This window comes from Gymnodinialimonas ceratoperidinii, from assembly GCF_019297855.1.
GTDB lineage: Bacteria > Pseudomonadota > Alphaproteobacteria > Rhodobacterales > Rhodobacteraceae > Gymnodinialimonas > Gymnodinialimonas ceratoperidinii.
This window is the reverse complement of record NZ_CP079194.1, coordinates 1,269,489-1,291,108: the sequence shown is the minus strand read 5'-3', so window position 1 is coordinate 1,291,108 and position 21,620 is coordinate 1,269,489. Positions and strand designations below refer to the sequence as shown.

Annotated in this window: 20 protein-coding genes; 14 read left to right on the top strand and 6 right to left on the bottom strand. The window is 65.5% G+C overall.

Features of this window, described 5'->3' with window-relative positions:
- The first annotated feature begins 11 nt into the window (after window positions 1-11).
- The 12 genes from bhcB (at window position 12) to KYE46_RS06245 (ending at window position 14,866) form a co-directional block, all read left to right on the top strand.
- Window positions 12-974, top strand: coding sequence for a beta-hydroxyaspartate dehydratase BhcB (bhcB, locus tag KYE46_RS06300; RefSeq protein ID WP_219005037.1), 963 nt, complete (start codon window positions 12-14; stop codon window positions 972-974).
- Between the two features lie 57 nt (window positions 975-1,031).
- On the top strand, window positions 1,032-2,195 hold the full coding sequence (gene bhcC, locus KYE46_RS06295) for a 3-hydroxy-D-aspartate aldolase BhcC (protein ID WP_219004236.1): 1,164 nt from the start codon (window positions 1,032-1,034) through the stop codon (window positions 2,193-2,195).
- A gap of 17 nt (window positions 2,196-2,212) precedes the next feature.
- Window positions 2,213-3,178 carry an iminosuccinate reductase BhcD gene (gene bhcD / locus KYE46_RS06290; RefSeq protein ID WP_219005036.1) on the top strand — a complete coding sequence of 322 codons (966 nt, stop codon included), beginning with the start codon at window positions 2,213-2,215 and terminating at the stop codon, window positions 3,176-3,178.
- Between the two features lie 85 nt (window positions 3,179-3,263).
- The gene (locus tag KYE46_RS06285) at window positions 3,264-5,069 is read left to right on the top strand and encodes a glycosyltransferase family 2 protein (protein ID WP_247716934.1); all 1,806 of its coding nucleotides are present in this window, start codon (window positions 3,264-3,266) and stop codon (window positions 5,067-5,069) included.
- 60 nt (window positions 5,070-5,129) lie between these two features.
- Window positions 5,130-6,551 carry a hypothetical protein gene (locus tag KYE46_RS06280; protein ID WP_219004234.1) on the top strand — a complete coding sequence of 474 codons (1,422 nt, stop codon included), beginning with the start codon at window positions 5,130-5,132 and terminating at the stop codon, window positions 6,549-6,551.
- A complete protein-coding gene (locus KYE46_RS06275; protein WP_219004233.1) occupies window positions 6,544-7,302 on the top strand; it encodes a hypothetical protein in 759 nt (252 codons plus the stop codon). Before KYE46_RS06280 ends, KYE46_RS06275 begins: the two co-directional genes overlap by 8 nt.
- Window positions 7,299-9,602, top strand: coding sequence for a sulfatase-like hydrolase/transferase (locus KYE46_RS06270; RefSeq protein ID WP_219004231.1), 2,304 nt, complete (start codon window positions 7,299-7,301; stop codon window positions 9,600-9,602). The genes KYE46_RS06275 and KYE46_RS06270 overlap by 4 nt, the downstream gene beginning before the upstream one ends.
- A 241-nt stretch (window positions 9,603-9,843) precedes the next feature.
- A complete protein-coding gene (locus KYE46_RS06265; protein ID WP_219004229.1) occupies window positions 9,844-10,653 on the top strand; it encodes a glycosyltransferase family 32 protein in 810 nt (269 codons plus the stop codon).
- The gene (locus KYE46_RS06260) at window positions 10,650-11,801 is read left to right on the top strand and encodes a glycosyltransferase family 61 protein (RefSeq protein WP_219004227.1); all 1,152 of its coding nucleotides are present in this window, start codon (window positions 10,650-10,652) and stop codon (window positions 11,799-11,801) included. The genes KYE46_RS06265 and KYE46_RS06260 overlap by 4 nt, the downstream gene beginning before the upstream one ends.
- Window positions 11,801-12,817 (top strand): glycosyltransferase family 2 protein, encoded by a 1,017-nt coding sequence (locus KYE46_RS06255; RefSeq protein ID WP_219004225.1) that lies wholly within the window; start codon window positions 11,801-11,803, stop codon window positions 12,815-12,817. Before KYE46_RS06260 ends, KYE46_RS06255 begins: the two co-directional genes overlap by 1 nt.
- Window positions 12,814-13,677: a glycosyltransferase family 2 protein gene (locus KYE46_RS06250; protein WP_219004223.1), complete on the top strand. Its 864-nt coding sequence runs from the start codon at window positions 12,814-12,816 to the stop codon at window positions 13,675-13,677. The genes KYE46_RS06255 and KYE46_RS06250 overlap by 4 nt, the downstream gene beginning before the upstream one ends.
- A gap of 4 nt (window positions 13,678-13,681) precedes the next feature.
- The gene (locus KYE46_RS06245) at window positions 13,682-14,866 is read left to right on the top strand and encodes a glycosyltransferase family 2 protein (RefSeq protein ID WP_219004221.1); all 1,185 of its coding nucleotides are present in this window, start codon (window positions 13,682-13,684) and stop codon (window positions 14,864-14,866) included.
- Window positions 14,867-14,968: 102 nt separating this feature from the next.
- On the opposite strand, the gene KYE46_RS06240 is transcribed toward KYE46_RS06245, so the two are convergent.
- Both KYE46_RS06240 and KYE46_RS06235 read right to left on the bottom strand, forming a co-directional pair.
- Entirely contained in the window at window positions 14,969-15,421 is a 453-nt protein-coding gene (locus KYE46_RS06240) for a DUF1178 family protein (RefSeq protein WP_219004220.1), read from the bottom strand.
- 46 nt (window positions 15,422-15,467) lie between these two features.
- Window positions 15,468-15,971 (bottom strand): NUDIX hydrolase, encoded by a 504-nt coding sequence (locus KYE46_RS06235; RefSeq protein ID WP_219004219.1) that lies wholly within the window; start codon window positions 15,969-15,971, stop codon window positions 15,468-15,470.
- 200 nt (window positions 15,972-16,171) lie between these two features.
- On the opposite strand from KYE46_RS06235, the gene hemP reads away from it, so the two are divergent.
- Entirely contained in the window at window positions 16,172-16,354 is a 183-nt protein-coding gene (gene hemP, locus KYE46_RS06230) for a hemin uptake protein HemP (RefSeq protein ID WP_428845074.1), read from the top strand.
- Between the two features lie 14 nt (window positions 16,355-16,368).
- On the opposite strand, the gene KYE46_RS06225 is transcribed toward hemP, so the two are convergent.
- The 4 genes from KYE46_RS06225 to KYE46_RS06210 form a co-directional block, all read right to left on the bottom strand.
- The gene (locus tag KYE46_RS06225; RefSeq protein WP_247716933.1) at window positions 16,369-16,920 is read right to left on the bottom strand and encodes a cobalamin biosynthesis protein CobQ; all 552 of its coding nucleotides are present in this window, start codon (window positions 16,918-16,920) and stop codon (window positions 16,369-16,371) included.
- 116 nt (window positions 16,921-17,036) lie between these two features.
- The gene (locus tag KYE46_RS06220) at window positions 17,037-17,402 is read right to left on the bottom strand and encodes a hypothetical protein (protein ID WP_219004217.1); all 366 of its coding nucleotides are present in this window, start codon (window positions 17,400-17,402) and stop codon (window positions 17,037-17,039) included.
- A 152-nt stretch (window positions 17,403-17,554) separates the two neighbouring features.
- Window positions 17,555-19,063 carry an NAD(P)(+) transhydrogenase (Re/Si-specific) subunit beta gene (locus tag KYE46_RS06215; RefSeq protein ID WP_219004216.1) on the bottom strand — a complete coding sequence of 503 codons (1,509 nt, stop codon included), beginning with the start codon at window positions 19,061-19,063 and terminating at the stop codon, window positions 17,555-17,557.
- Window positions 19,064-19,075: 12 nt separating this feature from the next.
- On the bottom strand, window positions 19,076-20,650 hold the full coding sequence (locus KYE46_RS06210; protein WP_219004215.1) for a Re/Si-specific NAD(P)(+) transhydrogenase subunit alpha: 1,575 nt from the start codon (window positions 20,648-20,650) through the stop codon (window positions 19,076-19,078).
- A 169-nt stretch (window positions 20,651-20,819) separates the two neighbouring features.
- On the opposite strand from KYE46_RS06210, the gene KYE46_RS06205 reads away from it, so the two are divergent.
- A complete protein-coding gene (locus tag KYE46_RS06205) occupies window positions 20,820-21,581 on the top strand; it encodes an SDR family NAD(P)-dependent oxidoreductase (protein WP_219004214.1) in 762 nt (253 codons plus the stop codon).
- Window positions 21,582-21,620: the final 39 nt, after the last annotated feature.

Sequence of the window (21,620 nt, the reverse complement as noted above, 5' to 3'; positions counted from 1 at the left end):
AGAATGACACGATGAAAGACATGTCCCACCTGCCGACCTTTGACGACGTGATCGCGGCGCATGACCGCATCCGCCCGCATATCCACCGCACACCGGTCCTGACCTCGACCTACCTGAATGAGCTGACCGGGGCGGAGCTGTTCTTCAAATGCGAGAACTTCCAGAAGGCCGGGGCTTTCAAGGTGCGCGGTGCGTCCAACGCGGTCTTCGGCCTGTCCGACGCAGAGGCGGCGAAGGGCGTGGCGACCCATTCCTCGGGCAACCACGCGCTGTCACTTTCCTACGCCGCCGGGCGGCGCGGCATTCCCTGCCACGTGGTCATGCCCCGGACCGCGCCGCAGGCCAAGAAGGACGCGGTGCGCGGATACGGCGGGGTCATTACCGAGTGCGAGCCCTCCACGTCATCGCGCGAAGCGGTCTTCGCGGAGGTGCATGCCGCGACCGGGGCCGATTTCGTCCATCCCTACAATGACCCGCGCGTGATTGCCGGTCAGGGCACCTGCTCGCTGGAGCTGACAGAACAGGTCGAAGGGCTCGACAGCGCGATCGCCCCCATCGGCGGCGGCGGCATGATCTCGGGCTGCTGCCTGACCCTTTCGCATATCGCCCCCCAGATGGACATTTTCGCCGCCGAACCCGAGCAGGCCGACGATGCCTATCGCAGCTTCAAGGCTGGCCACATCATCGCCGACGACGCGCCGGTGACGGTGGCGGACGGTCTGAAAGTGCCTCTGAAGGAGAACACCTGGCATTTCGTCAGCAACCATGTGACCGACATCCTCACCGCCTCCGAGCAGGAGATCATTGATGCGATGAAGCTGATCTGGGCGCGGATGAAGATCGTGATGGAACCCAGCAGCGCCGTGTCGCTCGCCACGATCCTGAAGAACCCCGACGTGTTCCGTGGCCGCCGTGTCGGCGTGATCATCACCGGTGGCAACGTCGATCTCGCCCGGCTGCCGTGGATGCAGTGACCGCTGAATACTCGGGCTTCGGCCCGCACGCCCTCTGACCCTTAGGGAGACAAGACCATGAAAGATATGACAGAATTCGCCGACTACGAGGTCGGCTTCGACATTCCCGCAAAGCCCGGCATGAAGGCCGACGAGGTGCAGACGCCGGCGCTTGTGCTCGACCTCGACGCGCTCGAGCGGAACATCAAGAAGATGGGTGATTACGCCAAGGCCCATGGGATGCGCCACCGCGTCCACGGCAAGATGCACAAGTCCGTCGACGTGGCGAAATTGCAGATGGAGCTTGGCGGTGCCTGCGGCGTCTGCTGCCAGAAGGTCTCGGAAGCAGAGGTTTTCGCACGGGGCGGGATCACGGACGTGCTCGTGTCCAACCAGGTGCGCGACCCGCTCAAGATCGACCGGCTGGCGCGGATGCCCAAGCTCGGCGCGCGGACCATCTGCTGCGTCGATGATCTCGCGAACGTCTCGGAGCTGTCGAAGGCGGCCGAGACCCATGGCACCGAGATCGAATGCCTGGTGGAGATCGACTGCGGCGCGGGCCGCTGCGGCGTGACGACGACGCCCGCCGTGGTGGAGATCGCCAAGGCCATCGACGCCGCGCCGGGCCTGAAATTCGCGGGCATTCAAGCCTATCAGGGCGCGATGCAGCACCTCGATGCCTACGCCGAGCGGCAGGAGAAGACGCAGATCGCCATCGAAATGGTCGTCGACGCCGTAGAGGCGCTCAAGGCCGTGGGGCTGGAGTGCGACATCGTCGGCGGCGGCGGCACCGGCTCCTATTATTTCGAGAGCAAATCCAACGTCTTCAACGAGCTGCAGTGCGGCTCTTACGCCTTCATGGATGCCGATTATGGCCGCATCCTTGATGAGAACGGCAATCGCATCGACGAGGGCGAATGGGAGAATGCGCTGTTCATCCTCACCTCGGTGATGTCCCACGCCAAGGCCGACAAGGCGATCGTGGATGCCGGGCTGAAGGCGCAATCGGTCGACTCCGGCTTACCGGTGATCTTTGGCCGAACGGACGTGGAATACGTGAAATGCTCGGACGAGCACGGCGTCGTGGCGGACCCGGAAGGCGCGTTGAAGGTGAACGACAAGCTGCGCCTCGTGCCCGGCCATTGCGATCCCACCTGCAACGTCCACGATTGGTACGTCGGCCTGCGCGATGGCGTGGTCGAGACCGTCTGGCCCGTCTCGGCCCGCGGGCGTGCCTACTGATGACAGCGCCCCATGAACTGACGATCGTGCCCGAGGGGCTGATCCCCGATCTGCTGACCCGCGAGGCCTCTTTCGAGGCGGTCGAGAAGGTTTTCGCGGCCATGGCGGCGGGGGAGGCCTACAACTTCCCGGTCGTGCGCGAGGCCATCGGGCACGAGGATGCGCTTTATGGCTTCAAGGGTGGTTTTGACCGGACCGGACAGGTCCTCGGCCTCAAGGCCGGGGGCTACTGGCCGCATAATCTCGAGAAGCAGGGCGTCATCAACCACCAATCCACGGTGTTTCTGTTCGACCCCGACAGCGGTCGGGTTAAGGCGATGGTCGGCGGCAACTACCTGACGGCCCTGCGCACGGCGGCGGCCTCCTCCGTTTCGATCCGGCACCTCGCCCGCAAGGACGCCAAGGTGCTCGGGATGATCGGCGCGGGTCATCAGGCGACGTTCCAATTGCGTGCAGCGCTGGAGACCCATGCGTTCGAGAAGGTCATCGGCTGGAACCTCCACCCCGAGATGCTGCCGAACCTCGCGAAGGTAGCCGAAGAGGCGGGCCTGGCGTTCGAGGCGGTGGAACTGACCGGCATGACCGAGGCCGATGTGATCATCACCATCACCTCCAGCTTCGCGCCGAGCCTGCTGGCCGAGCATGTCAGCCCCGGCACCCACGTGGCCTGCATGGGCACCGACACCAAGGGCAAGCAGGAGGTCGAGGCCGCCCTTCTGGCCCGCGCGACGGTGTTCTGCGACGAGGTCGCGCAGTCCGTCTCCATCGGCGAGGCGCAGCACGCGGTCGCCGAGGGGCTGCTGGCGGAAGCGGACGTCGTGCAACTGGGCGCGGTGATCAACAAAAGCCACGCGGGCCGTACGTCGGACGCCGAGATCACGCTCTTCGACGGCACGGGGGTCGGCCTGCAAGACCTCGCCGTGTCCGCAGCCATCGTCGAGGTGGCGAAGAACAACGGCTCGGCCATCACCGTGCCACTCTGAACCAGCCTCGCCCCCGCGGTTCCAACACCGCGAGGGCCGTGGTAGCCTGCCCCAAATCACACCGGCAAACCGGGGATACGGGCGGTTGCAGCACCTGAAAAACACCTCCAAACACGGCGAGATCCTGGCCGTGTCGATGATGAAGGACGAGGCGCCCTTCCTGCTGGAATGGTTCGCGCATCACCTCGCCGTCGGCTTCACCGATATCCTCGTCTACACCAACGATTGCAGTGACGGCACCGACACGATGCTGAAACGGCTGGAGGAACTGGGCCTCGGCCACCACCGTGACAACGTCATCCCGGAAGGCATAAAGCCACAGCCCTCGGCGCTGAAGCACGCCCAGGCCGAGCCGATCGTGCAGCAGGCCGACTGGGTGCTGAACTTCGACGCCGACGAATTCCTCTGCATCCGCCATCCTTCCCACTCCGTCGAAGGGATGATCGACGACGCCGTGGCGCAGGGGGCCAATGGCATCGTCATCACCTGGCGGATCTACGGCTCGGGCGGGGTCGTGGAATGGTCCCGCGCGCCGGTGACCGAGCAATATACCCGCGCCGCGCCGCCGCTCTGGAACAAGGGTTGGGGCGTGAAGACGCTGTTCAAGTTCGACCCGAAATACTGGAAGCTCGGCATCCACCGCCCCTCGATCAAGAACAAGTGGCTGGAGACGGATTTCCCCGACAGCGTGAAGTGGCTCAACGGCTCGGGCCGCCCGATGGAGGATTACTTCAAGTTCCGTGGCTGGCGCTCGATCCGGCGGACGGTGGGCTACGACTGGGCGCAGATGAACCACTACGCCGTGAAGTCGGTCGACAGCTACGCCGTGCGCAAGTTCCGCGGCAACGTGAACAACAAGAAAGACAAGTATAACAACGACTACTGGTCGCTTCAGGACCGCAACGAGGTGGAGGACCGCACCGCGCTGATCCACGCCGAGAAGCGCGCCGCGATCATGGCCGAGTTGCTGACCGACCCGGTGCTGAACGAATTGCATCACAAGGCGCTCGACGGGGTGGAAGCGCGGCTCGACGAATACCGCAAGACCGAGGCCTATGCCGCGCTGCGCGACGGGTTGATCGAGGCGGGCAAGGTGCCGATCACGAAGATCGAGGCCAAGCCGCCTCAGGCCCGCGACCCCGCCAAGATCGCCGCGTTGATGAGCCGGGTGGAGAAGGAAGCCAACGCCAAGCCTGTCGAAGAGCGCCGCCACGACAACGTCGCCGGTTGGGCGGCTTCCGACGGTGACCCCTACGTTCAGGGCGAGATCGACCTGAGCGGCGAGATCGGCCTCGAATGGGTGCCCAACCACGATATCGATCTCCCCGCCGACCCCCGCGTTTTCGCGCCCGAAAGCCTCGACGTGATTCTCGCGGGCCGGTTCGAGCGTCGCCATGCGCGCAACATCGCGGGCTATCTGGAGGATTGCCCCCGGGTTCTGGAGGTCGGCGCGGGCATAGGCTTCATCGGGATGCGCACCGTGAAGATCAGCGAAGGGCTGACCTACATGGCGCAGGAGAGCCGCGCCGCGCTGGTGAAATACGCTCGCGATCTCGCCGCGCGCGCCGGGATCGCGAGCGACCGGCTGAAGTTCACCGACGGCCCGATGGTCTTCGACGATGACGGTCCGGACGAGGCCAGCGGGCTCGCCGCCACCCTCGCGGATTTCCGCCCCGATGCCCTGCGCATCGGGCGGGCCACGGATCTGCCCGCCGCCCGGCTCGCCGGACAGGACCTGGACGGCCTGAAACGCATCATCATCCCCGTCGTCTCGGATGAGCAAGCGGCGCAGTACCGGGCGGAATATACTCCGATCCTCTCCGGAAACGGCTTCGAAGAAGACCCCGAGCGCGCGGCCTCGGGTTCGTTGCAATTCAATCGTGCGCCGTGACCCGTTGGGACTTGGCGCGAGGGGCCGCCCTGGCCTAGTGTCCGGCAAAAGGGGCCTGCAGTGACGCAATCTTCCGACGACGATGATCTGATCGCCAGCCACGGTGTCGTGCTGCGGGCGAAGAACGACGACGTGATCCGCTACGATCCAACGGGGCTGGTCCTGCGGCTCTCCGATCGCGTGGTGGAGGACCTCGCGCTGCGCCTACCTGCGCAGGAGACCGCGACCGTGACCGCACGCGGCGACGCCGTGGCCCCGCCCGAGGGCATCGACGCCTGGGATGCCCGCGCCGAGGGCGAATGGATCACCTTCACCGCGCGGCTCGCGGGCGATCAGGGCGTGCGCGGCTTCCGACAGCATCGCGAGGGCGGCGACATCATCGCCGAGGCCAACGGCCCGCTCCTCGGCCTCCTCGGGATCGGTGGCGCCCGCGCGGCACTCGCCACCCGCGAACCGGCCCGCTACCCGCATCACATCGTGGCGCCTGCCGATGATATCGGCGCGGTCGGTCACGCCGGGATCGAGACGGCCAAGCCGCTCAACCGGCTCGAGCACCTGCGCGAGATGACCCACGAGGCGCTGACCGCCCGGACCATCCTCGACTGGCGCATGGCAGATTTCGGCCCCCTGCCGCTTTTCATGACCCGGGTGGAAACCGACGCCTCCCCCACCGCCGCCGAACTGGCGACAGGCCGCGCGGTAGAGAACCTTCTCGTCGCCGCGCGCAACCTCCGCGAGGCCGCCGCCCTGATGGGCAAGAAGGCCAAGGTGCTGGCGGTGACCCTCGATTTCGCGCTCGAGGATCATTCCGACAGCGCGCATGCCTACCGCGACGGGATGCTCGCGGTGATGGAAGCGGTGAGCGACGGGCTCTGGGCGGAAGGCTTCGATCGCCCCCTCTTCGTCGCGCGGTTCGAAAGCGCCCTGCCCGAGCTCGCCCCCACCCCGGCGCTGGAGGGTCAGTGGGAGCTGAGCTGGAACCATGACGAGCACCGCCTGCTCCACTCCGCCCCCGCCTACATGTTTGCTCGCGACGCCTACGACCGCCCGACCGAGACGGCCCGCCTGCAACAGGCCGAGATGACCGCCTCCGCCATTGCCGAGGCCGAGACGTGGAAATGCCCCACGCTGCATCTGGCCGAGTTGGAAGGCACCACGCTGCGCGTCCCCGCCCGCGCGGCCGGCGCACTGGTGCTCGATACCGATGATCCGCTCGGCGCGGGGCCTGCCATGGGCTTCTCCCTCACCGGCTGCACCAACGATGCCGAGATCACCGCCGTGTCCATCGCCGAAGACGATCCGCAAAGCCTGCAGATTTCGCTGAGCAAGGCGCCCGAGGGTCCGGATCTTCGCCTCGCCTATACCACCCACGGCCCCGGCGCCCTGCGCGATACCTGGCAACTCGACAGCGCCACGGGTGCGACGCTTCATCGGTGGGCACTGCCCGCGCATCTGCCGATCACCGGGGGCCGCGATGCTTGAACTCGACGCGAACCTGCCCCCCGGCGCGCTTTGCGCCGCGACCCCCGAGCCTTTGCTTGCCGCGCTCGGACCGGCCCATTGGTGGCACGGGGCGGAGCCGTATCTGGACCAGGATACCACCACCGGCGCTGTCACCCGTTGGCGGACCTGCAATGACGGTCCTGCCGCCCGGCCCACCGATCCCAACGACGGCAACGGCCAGACCGGCACGGTCGATGACCTCTATGGCCTGCAATGCCGCCCCGGCGTCCATTGTGGCGTTGTGGGTGAAAATGCCGCCCCCGACGCCGCCACCGCTACCGTGGCGATCCGCTACTACACGCCCCCCGGCGCCGAGGCCCGCACTCTCTTCGCGCTCAACGCCGAGGAGGCGGGCAATTACCTGTTCCTCTCCGAGGCCGAGGGGATGCTCACCGCCAAGGACGACGCGGGCCACGGTGAGGCCACGCTCACCTGCCCGGCCGAGGACGCCCCGCGCCTCGCCATCGTCTCGCTCTTCGGTGACCGGCTGGCGCTCAGCCTCGGGCCGGCGCGCGCCGATGCGAAGGCTGCGACGGGCATCCTGAGCGGGGCGGCGAACCTCTACATCGGCTGCCGCAACCAGCGCCCGCGCCTGCTCAAGACCCTCGGGTCCGCGCTGATCCTTGACGTCTGGCTGTTTCCGGGCCGCGCCCTGCTGCACTCCGACGCCCCTGCCGACATCCGCGCCCGCAAGGCGCTACAGCGCCACCACCTCTGGGCCTCGGCATGAGCTTCACCCCCGACAGCATCCGCGACGGCAACATCTGCGTCATCTGGGTCGACGACATGATCGACGTCTTCACCTGGCGCAAGACCTTCGGGCTGGAGATCAAGACCCCCAACCTCGACCGGCTGATGGCCGAGGGCGTGCGCTTCTCCAACGCCTATGCCACCGTGCCCCTCTGCGCGCCTTGCCGGGCGGAGCTTGCCACCGGCATCTCGCCCTTCCGCTCCGGCCTCGTCGACCTCAACCGCTTCTGGCGCGACGTCTACCCGCCCGAGAAGGCCTGGGCCTACGACCTGCGCCGCGCGGGCTTTCACAACTTCACCACCGGCAAGGTCGACGCCAACTACAAGCCGATGCCCGAGGAATACCGCCGCCTCCTGTTCCACGAGGACGCGCTGGCCGAGGACCGAGGCCGCCGCCGCGGCGTGCATGCCTATCTGGACCGCGGACCGGGCATTAAGGGGGTGAACCACCCCGACGACGACGGCAGCTACGACCATACCTTCTACGACTACCAGGTAGCCCAGAACGCGATCGACTTCCTCGGCCACGCCAATCCGGCGCGCCGGCATCTGATCCAGCTCGGCTTCAAGCATCCACACTACAACCTCGTGGCGCCGGACCGCTTCTACGCCCAATACGACCCGGCCGAGATCACCTGGCCCTCCATCGCCGCGCCCGAGGACTACTTCGGCCCGCAACCGGGCTTCGCCGTCTACGAGGCCGCCTATATCGCCAACGGTCAATGGACGCCCGAGAAGGCCGGCGACGAGGCCTGGCGCCAGGTCGTGCGCGCCTATTTCGCCTGCGTCTCCCACGTCGATCACGAGATCGGCCGCTTCATGGACGCGCTGCGCGCCTCGCCGCTGGCCGAGAACACCACGGTGATCTTCCTGTCGGACAACGGCTTCAACCTCGGCAACCACGACAGCTTCCACAAGATGAGCCAGTGGGACAGCGCCGCGCACATCCCCCTCGGCATCTGGAACGCGCAACTGGAGCCGGACGTGGTGGATCTGCCGGTCTCGCTGCACAACATTCCCAAGACGATCATGGAGCTGGCCGGCCTGCCGCCGCGCCCCGACTGGCCCTCGGGCCAATCGCTCCTGCCGCTGCTGGACGCGGGGTTCGGACACTTCGACACCACGAAATCCCCTGTCACCTGCGTCTTCGGCACCCTCTCGGTCCGCCCCTCTGTCGAGGGCCTCAGCCAATACCGCTACTTCCGCTATCCCAACGGCGAGGAGCACGTCTACGACCTCGTGGCCGACCCGGGCGAGACGACCAACCTCGCCGACAGCGCGCCGTTGGACGCGCTCCGAGACGAGCTGGTGCGCGGCGCGCTGGACCTCGGCCTCGACCTGCGCGGCTTCGAGAACCCGGCAGAAGGCGTCAACGCCATGATGGCCGTCGATGGCTCCGTGGTGCTGGCAGGCGGACGGGCCGACAACGACTACTGGGCCTACGGCAAGGATGCCGAGAAGATCGTGGAGGAGAAGGATGGCGGCACCGATACGCTGTGGTACATGGCCGGTCCCGACGACTACGTGCTGCACTGCCCCGCAAACATCGAGAAGATCCGCATCGCCACCGTCGTCTCCCGCAAGGAGGAGGGCGCAGGCACCGGCCCGCAGCCCGAGGGCAAACGCCTGCGGATCGTCGCCCACCCCGACAGCCCGATCGATTTCGAGACCTCCGAGCGTGTCGAGGTCGATGTCACCGGCTCCACCGGCGACGACGTGATGATCGGCCCGAAACACGGCTCCGCCACCTTCTACGGCGGCCGCGGCAACGACACGATGATCGCGCGGGCCAAACAGGCCAACCGCCGCCATGGTTTCTACGGTGAGGAAGGCAACGACACCCTCTACGGCGGCCCCGGCCGCGACACGCTCGACGGCGGCACCGGCGACGACGAGATCCACGGCAACACCGGCCGCAACCACATCTACGGCGGCCACGGCAACGACGTGATCCACGACGGCGAAGGCGCCTCCACCATCGACGCGGGCCCCGGCCAGAACAGCCTGCACATCGGCCCCGGCGATCATGAAATCGCCACCGGTGCCGGCCTCAACCGCGTTTTCCCAGAGGAAGGCGCGAAGGTCTTCAAACCGGCCTACGGCGGCGTCACGATCATCGCGCAGTGGCACCCCGAACAGACCTACGACCTCTCGGCCTGGCCGAAACCGCCCGCGATCAGCCGCACGGACAAGGGTCACCGCCTGCGCTGCGGCCTCACCATCCTCGACATCCACGGCTCCCCAGCCGGCGCCGACATCAAGGCGCAGGTCAAAGACTGATCCGACACCCCTGCTTCCCCGTTCCATAAATATCCCTGGGGTGGGGTCCGGGGAGGGGCAAAGCCCTTCCCCGCTGGACGCCCCGCATGGGGCGACATCCGCCATGCCCTCCGCAAATGTGCAACATGACATGGGCGTCTTGCCCGAAACCCTTTGCCATCGCAGGACAAATGACCGACAAAGTGCCAAAGCCAAGCGCGGATAAATCCGCCACCCCACGAGCAGCACAAAGGCCAGCAAGATGGACCTCAACAGACGCCCCGTCGCCTCCCTCTGGATCGGCGAGAGCCTGCAATACCTCAACCAGCTCTGCCTGAAATCGCACCTGCGCCACGGGCACCCGGTCACGCTTTACTGCACGGACAAAGTCACCAACGCCCCCGAGGGCGTGGTGGTCAAACCCGCCACCGATATCATGGACATCCCCATGGACATCGTCGAGTCCACCTCGGCCTCGTTCCTCTCCAACGTCTTTCGCTACAAGATGATCCAGAAGACCGGCGAAATCTGGATCGATTGCGATGCCTTCTGCCACAAGCCCTTCCCCGACGAATGGGAATACATCTTCGCGGGTCACGGCATGCGCGGCGCGCTCAATTGCGGCGTCGTGGGTCTGCCGCGAGAATGCGAGCTGATGGACCAGCTGCTGGACTACTACGACAACCTGCCCGACGTGCCGCCCTGGTGGAACAAGAACCAGCGCCGCAAGATCGAGCGTCTGGATGACAAGCTCCCCCACGCGGTCAAGATCTACAAGACCGAGCGGACCGCCTTCGGCCCGCAGGCTTTCACCCATTTCGCCCGCCAGACCGGCGACATCGAGAAGGCAATGACCTCGGACGTCCTCTACCCGGTGCCATTCCAGCTCAACGACATCTTCTACGACCCCCATGGCCGCGTCGAAGGCTGGTTCACCGAGGATACCGTCTCGGTCCACCTCTACACCAACGGCACCAAGCCCTGGTGGCGCAAGAACGCCCCGCTGGAGAACTCCTACGCCTGGCGGATGTGCCAGGAGGTCGGCATCACGCCGGAGGACGCGCTGGAATGACCGAGAGCGACGGCGACACCCTGGTGCCACCGAGCCTTGATTTCGACCCGGATCGGCCCATCGACTGGACGCCCACGTGGCATCGCAACGTGACCTCCTACCCTTGGGCCGAGAACGAACCACGCGGGTACCGCCGCGCCGCCGGCATGTTCGACGAAAACGGGCTTCACCTTCCCGGCAGTCACTGTTGGCGCTATGCGGACGAGCCCATGACGCTCATCCCCGAGCGCGATGACACCGACGCGCCCTTCGAACTGGTCAAAGGCAAATGGTTATTCGCGGGCATGTTCTATGCCCACTTCGGCCACTTCCTCGTTGAGACCACGCAAAGGCTCTACGCTCTCGCGCAGGATACAGGGGCGGACGGCATCTTCTTTTATCCCAAGATGCACCTGACCCACGAACACAAACCCTACCGGGCCCTTAAGTCCGTTTTCGAGCATCTGGGCTTGGGCGACCTGCCGGTCCGCCTGCCGCAACGTCCCGTTCAGATTGAACAGATTGCCTTCCCCCCTCCGGCCTTCGGGATCGGTGAGATGTCAGCGGGCCGTCCTGAGTACCGCGACTTCATGCGCGACCGGTTGACCCGCGACACCCCGCCCAACGGCGCCCGCGACGTCTACGTCTCGCGGTCCGGCCTCACCTCTCGCCGAGGACGGATCGTACTGGAGCAGCATCTCGAGCGACTGCTGGAGGCAGAGGGCTACCGCATTTTCCATCCGCAGGAACACAGCCTCGCAGAGCAGGTCGCCCAGTATCGTGCGGCACGCCGGATCGTCGCCCTCGATGGCTCTGCCCTGCATCTGACCGCCATGGTGGCGGCGCCGGACACGAAGATCGCCATCATCAACCGTGGCCCGTCCGCCAACGTCGAAGATTACATCCGGCAGTTCCGCGCCTTCGCGCAGATCGACCCAACGCGGATCGAGGCCATCAAGGGCTGCTGGCACCCGGCCGGCACACGCTTCGTGAAACGCGAAGTGCAGGCGCATCTGGATTTCCCCACGGCCGCCGGGCAACTCGCCGAAGCGGGCTTCATCACCAACCCCGACGTCTGGGCCGATCCTGCAGACGCGGACCTGACGGAGGCCCTTCAGGCGCTTTCCGCCTCCTTCGACGCAGAACTTCTTTATCGGGATCTGCGCTGATGCTGGAAAACCAACCCGCCTTGATCGTCACCGCGATGAAAAACGAGGGCCCCTATATCATCGATTGGGTCGCCCATCACATGGCCGTGGGTTTCGACAGCTTCATGGTGGTCACAAATGATTGCAACGACCACACCGACCGCATCCTTGATCGCCTTGAGAAGCTGATAAACCTCAAGCACGTGGCCAACCCCAAGTCATTGTTCCCGGAGAAGACCAACTGGCAGGTCATGGCGGTGCGCTACGCCACCTTGTTCACCATCTACAAGGATGCCGGTTGGATCTATTTCACCGATGTGGACGAGTTTCTTCAGGTCTGGACCGGAGACGGCACCTTGCAGGCCCTCCACGACGCTGCGGGCGGCTTCGACGTGGTCTCTTTCACCTCCATGCCGTTCGGGTCTTCCGGTGTCTCGCGGATCGAGGATCTTCCGGCGACGCGTCAGTTCACCGTACAATCGAAGGATTACGAACACGCGGCCGAGACGGGCAAGAGGCTCTCGAACGCGATCAAGACGATGTTCCACAACAAGATCAAGTTCTCGGTGCGACGCAACCATCGCCCCCGACGCCATGATTTTTCGGACACGGGATACCGCTGGATCGATGGATCGGGCCGCGTGTTCTCCGACGACTGGGTGAATGGCAAGGCCAAGGCGGTGGAACCGATCGGCTCGAACGATCTGGCGCAGTTCAACCATTACGCAATCCGCTCCGAAGACGGCTACCTGATGAAGGTGTCACGCGGCGATGTCGTGGGTGCCCCGCGCCTCGATGATGAGCGTGCCGTGCGATACTGGCGCGATTACAACGCGCCGGGAACCGTCGACACCCGGGCCGTAGCGGGCCATCCAAAGTACGCTGAAATTCGCGCCGAGTTGATGTCCGACCCGACGCTGCGCGAATGGCACGAGGCCTCGCTCGCGTTCCACCGCGACAGCGCCGCGAAACTGCGCGAACGAGACGACTTCGCGCAATTGCTGGAACGCATGGCCGAAGCCCCCGCCGAGCCATGACCTTCACCGTCGCCACCATCGCGCGTGAGCCTTGGCCGATCCTCGAACGTTTCCTGCGTTGGCATCTGGGCCAGGGCGCCGCGCGGATCATCCTCTTTCTTGACGACCCGAACGACCCCTGTCTGCCCCGCCTCGCGGGCGAGCCGCGCATCGATGCGCGCCCCTGCACGCCGGAGCTCTGGGCGCAGGCCGGCGTCAAGCCTGACGCCCGTTTCACCCGTCGCCAACGCGCGGTACTGACGCTGGCCTACCGCGAGCTCCGCGAAGGCTGGCTCCTCGTTCTCGACGCAGACGAGCTGATGTGGCTCCGCGATCGGCCCATCAACGCGGCGCTCGACAGCCTGCCGGACGAGGCTCTGTCATTGCGGGTTCTCAGCGCCGAACAGCTGCGTCTCTCCGACGGGTCCGAGGCCTTTCGCACCCCCATCGAGCGCGCCGCGGTGGACCGGGTCTACGGCGACAAGGCGCCCCTCCTGCGCGCCCGTTTCGGCCTGACCTACCACCCGGAGGGGAAGAGCTTCCACCGCGCGGGCCAGCAGGGGCTGCGGATGAAACTCCATTGGGCCACTGACGCCGAGGGCGCGCGCACGCCCGGTCCGGTCTGGGGCGCGCCCGAGGGCGCACACCTCCTGCACTACGCCGCCCCCGACTACGACCGTTGGCGGGCCAAGGTCGACTGGCGGGCCGGCGCCCATGGTTTCGCACAACCGGTGAAAGACCGCCTGGGCGAGATCGCCGCCAGCCCTGATCCGGAGCCCGCCTACCGCGCCCTCTTCGATGATCTCCACACCCTCTCCGACCGCGAAGCCCGCGCGCTCGACGTCGAGGGCGGGCTGCTCCGCCACGGCCCGGAGGTCTGAGCGGATGCCCGGCCGCACCATCGTCACGATGATGAAGGACGAGGCGCCCTTCCTGCTGCATTGGATCGCCCATCACCGTATCATCGGTTTCGATCGCATCGTCGTTTTCACCAACGATTGCAGCGATGGCACCGATGCGCTGCTCGACCGGCTCGAACAGATGGGCGAAGTGACCCACCACCGCAACAAGGTGCCCGACGGCGGAAAGGCGCAGCCCCTCGCGCTGCGCCGCGCCATGAAGCTGCCCGAGGTGACGGATAGCGAGTGGCTCATCGCGCTGGACGTCGACGAATACCTTTCGATCAGGACCGGCGCGGGGCAACTCGATGATCTCCTCGCGACGGCGCCCCAAGCCGATGGCTTCGCGCTGACCTGGCGCATGATGGGCGCCAACGGACATAGCGACTGGACGGACATGCCCGTGACCGAGGCCTACACCCGCGGCGCCCCGGATCTCTTCCGCAAGGGATGGGGCGTGAAAACGCTGTTCCAGCCCTTCGACAACATGAAACTCGGCATCCATCGCCCGACGATCAAGGGAAGCGACAAGTCCGCCTTGCACGCGCGGGAATGGGTCAACGGCTCCGCCAAGCCGATGACACACGGCTTCATGGAGGGCATGTGGCGGTCGTCCCTCGCGACGCTCGGCTATGCCCATGCCGAAATCGCCCATTTCGCCACCCAAAGCGCCGAGGCCTTTCTGCGCCGCGCCGCGCGCGGCAACGTCAACGCCAAGCCCGACAAATACGACGCGACCTACTACGGCATCTTCAACCGAAACGAGACAGAGCAGCGCCAGCTTCTCCGCTACGCCGAGCCAACGCGCGCCCACGTCGCAGGCTACCTTGCCGACCCGACCCTCTCGGACCTCTACGAAACCGCGCTCGCATGGCACGCGCGCGCGCGCGACGCCCTGCGCGCCTCTCCCGATTACGCCCGCCGCATGGCTGCCCTTGAAGAGGCATCGCAAACCCCTTTCGACGCGCTGGACGCGGTCCTCTTCCCGCAACCACTGGCACCGCAAGGCAAAGAGACCGTTGCCCAAATGCAGGCGCAGGGTGTCCCGGACAGGGAGATCGCCCGCGCAGTCGCCCAATCCGTGCGCCGCATGGAACATATGCGGGACGCCGAGGACGCCCAAGAGCTCCTCGCCAAAGGCGTCACCCCCGATTACGGCACGTGGCGCTGACCGCCCCCTTCATCTTTTCTTAAATACGGAAATCCCCCGCTGCCTCCGCACCTCGCTCGATCTGGCGCGAAACCCAGGCACCGAGCGATGACGCTTCAAGCCCTAGTTGGCCTTGTCACCCGGCACGCCGGGAAGCGGGAGGATCGGCACGCCGTCTTCGATCAGCGACTTGGCCTCGTCCGGGGCTGCCTGTCCGTAGATCGGCTTCTCCGGGATATCACCAAGATGCATCGCCCGTGCCTCGCGTGCGAAGTTGCTGCCAACATTGGTCGAGTTCTTTTCCACGAAGCTCCGCAAGGCGCGCAACGCGGCCTCGGCGGGGTGGGCGGGCGCGGAGAGGGGCCGCTTTGTCTCAGCCACAGCACCGGATGCAGCCGCCGGGGCGTCCGGTTCGGACGTCACGCGGGGTGCCATCATCGCTTTCGATACGTCAGCCCCGCCACAGATCGCGCAGCTCAGCAGGCTGCGCGCGGCCAGTCCCTCAAAGGCCTCCGCCGATTGGAACCAGCTCTCGAACTGATGGCCTTCGCCACATTTCAACGCGTATCTGATCATAACACTTGGAATCTATGCGAATTTTACCGCGCTTCAAGCGCAACCGTCATTTTAGCCGATCCAGCGAGAAGGTCGCGATCAGCTGCTGCAAGTCTTTCTCTTCCACCTTCTGCGCCGCTTTCTTCAGGCTGAACCATTTCCGGCGGCGCTCGGCAACCTCCGGATACTCCTTTTCCAGCCGTCGCACCTTCACCGGGAACACGGCAACGATGACCGGCAGCGCCGTGTCCTCATTCATCCACTTTCGGTAGGAGTATAGGCCGAGGCACACGTCATAGGGCTTGCCGATCGCGCCCGCTTCTTCCCAGACTTCCTGCGCGGCAGCCTCGCCGGGGGTCAGGCCATCCATCGGCCAGCCCTTGGGAATGATCCACCGCTTCGTCTCTCGCGAGGTCACCAGCAGGATCTGTATCTTCTTGCCCTTGTCGCCCTTGACCACGCGAAACGGCAAACCCGCGAACTGTGTTCGGGGATCGCGTTTGGACTCCGCCCTTATCCGCAATGGCCGTTGCGGGTTGGCGTCCGGGTCAGGGTGCGTCGTGTCACTCATGACCCTCGTGATGTCACGCACGTCACGCCGGTTCAATTCCCCCGCTCAAGAAGGCTTTGCGACCGTTGCGTTGCTGCCTGAATCCCGAGAGCGCCCCCTGTGGCCCAAGCCAACATCCGATTGTTTTTGTCAGGATTGACAAGTCCGACTCATTTAGTAAGGATTGCCTCAACCAACCCGATGCAAAGGAGCCCCCTCCCATGACCCTGCAAACCCGCCTCTCCGATCCCGACCGCACGCCGCCGGCAATGCGTCCGCCGAGCAACCCTGTCTATGATGCGCAGCGACTTGTCGGCGACGAGGGTACCGCGATGATCGTGCTCGACGACAAGACCTATACGCTTCGCATCACCCGGGCGGGCAAGTTGATCCTCACGAAATAGGCCTGTGGCTCGGGTCAGAATATGAAGCGCCAGATGTTGTTGGACATGAACTCGGCGAGGAGCAGCAGCGCGAAGCCCGCGCGCCAGCGCCAATCCGAGACGCGCCACCACAACAGCGCCGTCAGTAGGATGCATATCGCCAATTCAGCCGGGCCGACCCATCCCGCGTAGTGGCTCCGGTCCCAATAGCTGACGGGACTGTCGTAGATCCACCGGCTCACCGGCCAGAAATGCGCCCGCCCGTCCCCGGCATGGAGCGGCAGATCGAAGGCGATATGGAGCAGCGCCGCGCCCGTAAAGGCCGTGAGGACACGCCAACCCGCCGCAAGCGCCACGATCAGCAGCGCGCCCCACAGCAGGATCGAATTGTCGACCGCGAAGACGGCCTGCCAGGCGTCGGAGTAATAGAGCTCTCCGAAGACCACCCGGGCCTCGGTCCCGGCAATGGCCAGATGCCATCCCACCATCAGGTAGAGCGACAGGTCCGGGGCCAAGCCGCCCGCCAGCGCGGCGGCGATTGTCCAGCGGTGGTGAGGCTGACCAAAGGCCGCGGCGCCGAAAATCAAATGCGCAGGGGTGTTCAAACGGGATCAACCTTCAGGGGCAGCGTGAGCCTTCACGCCCATCAATAGCCATCTGACGCGTCGTGACCAGCCCGCAGACCTGATCTCGGACGTGGCATTCAGACAAACACGAACTCGATCCCGTAGGGCTGGCTTCCGGCGTAATCGGTATGCACGTAGACGTAGAGATCCCCGTTGACCGTCCGGAACTCCACGTTGGTGTAATTGCCGTGGGTGTGGGTGGTCGAGAAGAAGACCGGCCCGTAGGTGACCTGCACCCGCGCAAGCTGTCCGGGGCGCACCGACAGGTAATAGCATTGCGATCGATGGGCGTTGGCGTGACCGTGGACCGTATGGGCATAGGCCCCGCGCGGGAATTGAACTTGCAGGCAGCCGTGGCCGGTCGCCTGTGCCTGCAGGGGCGCAAGGCTTGCTGCGGCACCGGAAAGGACGATGAGCGTGGCGCTGAAAAGGGCTCGAAACATGGGAGGCCTCATGAAAAATGACAACTGGAATGGCGGCAGGATACATCGGCCGGGCGTTGTCCCAAAGTGAATTTGCGTGAGGTCCCGAGCGGGACAGAAACGAAAAAGCCCCGCCGGATCGGGCGGGGCTCTCTGCAAACTTAAGGATCGTATCAGTCGATCTTCGGCAGCAACGCGTCGAGCGAGGCCTTGGCGTCGCCGTAGAACATCCGGGTGTTGTCCTTGAAGAACAGCGGGTTCTCGATGCCGGAGTAGCCCGTGCCCTGCCCGCGCTTGGAGACGAAGACCTGCTTGGCCTTCCACACCTCGAGCACCGGCATGCCGGCAATCGGGCTGTTGGGATCGTCTTGCGCGGCGGGATTCACGATGTCGTTGGAGCCGATGACGATGGCGACGTCCGTATCGGGGAAATCATCGTTGATCTCGTCCATTTCCATCACGATGTCATAGGGCACCTTGGCCTCGGCCAGCAGCACGTTCATGTGCCCCGGCAGACGCCCGGCGACCGGGTGAATGGCGAAACGCACGTTCTTGCCCTTGGCCCGCAGCTTCTTGGTCAACTCACTGACCGCCTGCTGCGCCTGGGCCACCGCCATGCCGTAGCCGGGGATGATGATGACGCTGTCGGCCTCGTTCAACGCGTTGGCCACGCCGTCCGCGTCGATGGCGACCTGCTCGCCTTCCACCGCCATCTGCTCGCCCTTGGCGCCGCCGAAGCCGCCGAGGATGACGCTCACGAAGCTGCGGTTCATCGCCTTGCACATGATGTAGGAGAGGATCGCACCCGAAGAGCCGACCAACGCGCCGACCACGATCAGCAGGTCGTTGCCAAGCGAGAAGCCGATCGCCGCGGCCGCCCAACCGGAGTAGGAGTTCAGCATCGAGACCACGACAGGCATGTCGGCGCCGCCGATGCCCATGATCAGGTGGTAGCCGATGAAGAGTGCCAGCGCCGCCAGCAGGATCAGCGTCCAGCCACCCGCGCCCGAGAGGTAGAGGATCAGCAGCAGCACCGAAAGCGCCGCGGCGCCCGCGTTCAGCATGTGGCCGCCGGGCAGCTGCTTGGCCGAAGTGTCGATCTTGAACGGCAGCATGGAGGAGCCGCCCGAGAGCTTGCCATAGGCCACGACAGAGCCGGTGAAGGTGACTGCACCGATCCAGATGCCGAGCGCCAGTTCGACCCGCAGGATACCGACCTCAACGGCTGTCTTCTTGGCCAGAAGCTCTCCGAAGCTCGCCAGCGAGCCGGACAACAGGTAGGCCGCGTCACTCAACGGGCCTTCGGGCTGCGGATAGGGCAGACCGGCGTCGGCGAAGATGCCCGCAACACGCGCCAGTTCGATATGGGCGTTGAAGCCCACGACGACGGCGGCGAGACCCACGAGCGAGTGCATGATCGCGACAAGCTCGGGCATCTGCGTCATCTGCACCTTGGTGGCGAGCTGGTAGCCCACCGCCGCGCCGCCCGCGATCAGGATCAGCGACAGGAGCCAGAGCCCCGCCCCCGGTCCGATGAGCGTCGCCAGCACGGCAATCGCCATGCCCGCGATGCCGTACCAGACGGCCCTCTTGGCGCTTTCCTGTCCCGACAGGCCGCCGAGCGAGAGGATGAAAAGAACGGCAGCAACCGCGTAGGCTGCAATGGTGAATCCAAAATCCATGACCCCGGCCCCTTAAGATTTCTGGAACATGGCGAGCATGCGCCGTGTCACGAGGAAGCCGCCGAAGATGTTGACGGCCGCCATGAAGATCCCCGCCGCGGCAAGGATGGTGATGAGGAACGAGCTGGAACCCACCTGGATCAGCGCGCCCAGGATCACGATCGAGGAGATCGCGTTGGTCACCGCCATCAGCGGCGTATGCAGCGAATGGGCGACGTTCCAGATCACCTGGAAGCCGATGAAGACCGACAGGATGAAGACGATGAAGTGCTGCATGAAGCTGGCCGGCGCGATCAGGCCCACGGCCAGAACCAGTGCCGCGCCGATGGCGATGAGGCCCACCTGCGTCTTGGTCTGCTCCTTGAAGGCCGTGATCTCCTGCGCGCGCTTCTCCTCTGCCGTCAGCTCTTTCGCCGCCGGTGCCTTGGGCTTGGCCGCGATGGCGGCCACCTTGGGCGGTGGGGGCGGGAAGGTGATTTCGTCGGCATGGACCACGGTCGCGCCGCGGATCACGTCGTCCTCCATGTCATGTACGACCGTGCCGTCCTTCTCGGGCGTCAGGTCCGTCATCATGTGGCGGATGTTGGTGGCATAGAGCGTCGAGGATTGCGCGGCCATGCGCGAGGGGAAGTCGGTGTAGCCGATGATGGTCACGCCGTTGTCGGTGACGATCTTCTCGTCCTTGACGGTCAGCTTGCAGTTGCCGCCGCGCTCGGCGGCAAGGTCGACGATGACCGAGCCGGGTTTCATCGCCGCGACCATGTCCTCGGTCCAGAGCTCGGGCGCCTCGCGGCCCGGGATCAGGGCCGTGGTGATGACGATGTCCATCTCAGGCGCCAGCTCGCGGAACTTCGCCAGCTGCGCTTCGCGGAACTCGGGCGAGGAGACGGAGGCATAGCCACCCGTCGCCGCGCCGTCCTGTTGCTCCTCCTCGAAGTCGAGATAGACGAACTCGGCGCCCATGCTCTCGACCTGCTCGGCCACTTCGGGGCGTACGTCGAAGGCATAGGTGACGGCGCCAAGCGAGGTGGACGTGCCGATGGCCGCGAGGCCCGCAACGCCTGCGCCGACGACGAGAACCTTGGCCGGGGGCACCTTGCCCGCGGCCGTGATCTGGCCGGTGAAGAAGCGGCCGAAGTTGTTGCCCGCTTCGATCACCGCGCGGTAGCCCGCGATATTGGCCATGGAGGACAGGGCGTCCATCTTCTGGGCGCGGCTGATGCGCGGCACCATGTCCATGGCGATGACACTGGCGCCCTGCTTGCGCGCGGCCTCCATGCCGTCTTCGTTCTGACCGGGGTAGAAGAACGAGATCAGAAGCTGCCCTTCGCGCAGGCGCTTGGTCTCGGTCGTGGTGGGCGGGCGCACTTTGGCGACGATGTCGGCGGCTTTCCACAGCGCCGCGCCGGTCTTCACGACCTCGACGCCCGCGGCCTTGTAGGCGGCGTCCGAGAACCCCGCGGCGCTGCCCGCCCCGGTCTCGATCACACAGTCAAATCCAAGCTTTTGCAGCTGACGCGCCGAGTCCGGCGTCATTGCCACCCGCGCTTCACCTGCTTCGATCTCTTTCGGAGCCCCGATTTTCATCGCTCTTCCCCCCGTTGATTACCCCCAAGGCCCAAGGGCCGCTCGATTGGCAACTATCAAGACGCGATGCGAGGGACAACGGCAAGCCCCCATTTTTATGGCCATTTCACCCGTATACAGTGCCGCACCTTTGCGGCAGGCTGAGAGTTCAAACGGAGGGTCATGCGAGATGAAGCACACGGGACAGCACGCGGTGGTCACCGGCGGCAGCACGGGCATCGGCCTTGGAATCGCACTTGGGTTGGCTGGTCTGGGACAGGAAGTCACGATCACCGGCCGCGATGCGGACCGGCTCGACAAGGTCGCGGCAATGCATCCGCGCCTGCACGCCTTGGAGATGGATGTCACCCAAGAGGCGTCGGTGCGCGATGGCTTCAAGTCCGCCGCCAGTCTGCGCGGCCCGGTCACGGTCTGCGTGGCGAATGCGGGCATCGCCGAGCCCGCGCCGTTCCGCCATGAAACGCTGGATCATTGGCGCCAAACGATGACCACGAACCTTGATGGCACCTTTCTGACCTTTCAGGCGGCGCTGGCGACGCTGGACCGCGACGAGTGGGGGCGGATGATCGCGATTTCCTCCATCGCCGGGCTGCGCGGCCTCTCCGGCGCGATCGCCTACACCGCCTCGAAACACGGCGTGATCGGGCTGATCCGGGGGCTGTCGGAGGAGTACATGGGCTCCAACATCACCTTCAACGCGATCTGCCCGGGCTATGTCGACACGCCGGTCGTCGAGCGCAATGCCGCCCAGATCGCCGAGAGTCGCGGCATGTCCGAGGAAGAGGCCCGCGATCTTCTGGCGCGGGGCAATCGGCACAAGCGTCTGCTGTCGACCGACGAAGTCACGGCAACCGCGCTCTGGCTCTGCTCTCATGCCGCGCGGAGCGTCAATGGGCAGGCGATCCAGATCTCGGGCGGGCATGTGACTTGAGGTCGGGGTTGCGGCAGAAAGCTGCGGGGGCGCCGGGGT